Genomic DNA, 2,146 nt, shown 5'->3' with positions numbered 1-2,146 from the left:
GAGCCTGTAACGGATTCTGTGTAACTGCCCGTTTTTACATTTTAAATATGTTTATTGAGGCGTTCCTCAAATTCAATGATAAAACGACTCATTGCATTACGCCAGTCTCGAATTGGCATCGTCCATTTTTTCGATGCCTCTTTTATTGCCAAATAAATCATTTTTCTTGCAGAATCGTCATTTGGAAATATCTTACGCTTTTTAATCGCTCGGCGAATAACGCTGTTGAGTGATTCAATAGCATTCGTTGTATAAATAGCTTTTCGTATTGCGTCAGGGTAATTAAATAACGTATTTAAGTTATCCCAATTCGCACGCCATGACTTCGCTATTTGCGGATATTGACTGTCCCATTTTTCTGCAAACCGCTCCAATTCTAGCAGTGCCTCTTCTTCTGTCGACGAGCGGTAAATCAGCTTCAAATCAGCCGTGACGGCTTTATAATCTTTCCATGAAACATACTTCAATGAGTTGCGAACCATATGCACTATACACAACTGAACATGTGTTTTCGGGTAAGCAGTATTAATTGCATCAGGAAATCCCTTTAGGCCGTCTACGCACGCGATTAAGATATCTTCAACGCCCCGTTGACTTAATTCAGTCAGAACGCCTAGCCAGAACTTAGCGCCTTCATTTTCAGAAATCCACATACCAAGCAGTTCTTTATGGCCGTCAATATTAATACCTAAGGCAAGGTAGATAGACTTTTTGATAACCCGCTTATCTTGGCGTATTTTTACAACCAGGCAATCCAAATAAACAATAGGGTAAATAGCATCCAGTGGTCGAGATTGCCATTCTGTAACTTGCTCCATCACAGCACTGGTTACACGTGACACCAATGTAGGAGAAATATCAGCGCCGTACCACTCATGAAATGCATTTACGATATCACGGGTGCTCATTCCTTGGGCGTACAACCATAATATTTTATCATCCATTGAGGTAAATCGAGATTGATGCTTTTTAACAAGCTGCGGCTCAAAAGAGCCTTCACGGTCGCGGGGCGTATCAAGCTCAAATTCACCATCTTCTGTTTTAATACGCTTGCTTGTTTTACCATTGCGGCTATTAGCACTCGTGGATTTACTGTGTTTTTGATAGCCTAAATGCTCATCCATTTCTGCATTAAGTGCTGCTTCAACGGTTATCTTTTTTAACATCTGACTAAATTGATTTAAATCGTCTGGTGTTTTAATGCTTTTAGCCGCTTCCTTAGCAAACGCTTCGAGTTCTTCTTTATTCATGTTCATCGCCTAATCCTTAAACTCTTGATAGAGTAAATTATGATAGGCATTTACACAAAATTAGTTACATCCTCGGGCTAAATATTTTTAGCATGTGTTTCCATTTTGGTCGACTTTACTTGTGCCACATACCTGTCTTTTTCTGAGCAACAATAGGCCTTGATTGGATTGTTTTACCATGTGCGATGTCATTTACTCACCTCCCCCCTCTTGGTTTACTATCGATAGCGAGGTTAAAAAGCGCCAGATCTCTTACTTTATAAAATAGTTCTAGTTGTATTCGAATAGCTCATATTTGTTGAAGTTTGAGAAGCAACCTTTGTCCTACAGGCTTATTTTTATTCCAACCCTCTTTAGGATTATATAGCGGAGTTTTTCAAGTTAGTTGTCGCCTCAAGTTAAATTTTATGCCGCCCGCATTTCTTCTTTTTTCTCAGGGTTTAAATTTACTTCATTTATCATTGACCAGTCTCGTGACTTTCCTGACCAACGACTTGGGTTATTCAATTTAGCTGCGTCGTTTACCTGCTGACGCTTGGCTAATATCTCTTTATCTAAACCTGAATGACGCTGATTTGGCGTGACAAATTTTATACCGCTGTGCAAATGCTCGTTATTGTACCAATCTACAAACCCTGCCACCCATTTTCTTGCTGTGCTTATTTCTGCAAATGGCTTTTCTGGGTAGTCTGAGCGATATTTTAACGTTTTAAATAATGACTCCGAATAGGGATTATCATTACTCACTGACGGGCGACTAAACGACGGTATAATGCCTAATTCTTGCAAGGTAGCCAATAATGTAGCGCCTTTCATTGGGCTGCCATTATCCGAATGTAACGTGACTTGCTCTGGCTTTATTTGCTCTCGACTGCAAATATCCGTCATCAAATCAG

Annotated in this window: 2 protein-coding genes; both read right to left on the bottom strand. The window is 39.8% G+C overall.

The features are described from left to right. Positions 1-41: 41 nt before the first annotated feature. Positions 42-1,250: an IS256 family transposase gene (locus H5201_RS22305; RefSeq protein ID WP_182785431.1), complete on the bottom strand. Its 1,209-nt coding sequence runs from the start codon at positions 1,248-1,250 to the stop codon at positions 42-44. Positions 1,251-1,655: 405 nt separating this feature from the next. After that, the coding region (locus tag H5201_RS22300; RefSeq protein WP_182785430.1) for an integrase core domain-containing protein at positions 1,656-2,146 on the bottom strand (491 nt) is incomplete at its 5' end.

Source organism: Pseudoalteromonas sp. SG43-6 (assembly GCF_014164365.1).
In the GTDB taxonomy this organism is placed as follows: domain Bacteria; phylum Pseudomonadota; class Gammaproteobacteria; order Enterobacterales; family Alteromonadaceae; genus Pseudoalteromonas; species Pseudoalteromonas rhizosphaerae.
Note: the sequence above shows the minus strand (reverse complement) of the source record. Positions and strands in the feature narration are given on the sequence as shown.

What these genes read in the sequence shown, in the direction of transcription:
- H5201_RS22305 (WP_182785431.1), bottom strand. Translation starts at nt 1,250, where the DNA reads ATGAATAAAGAAGAACTCGAAGCGTTTGCTAAGGAAGCGGCTAAAAGC.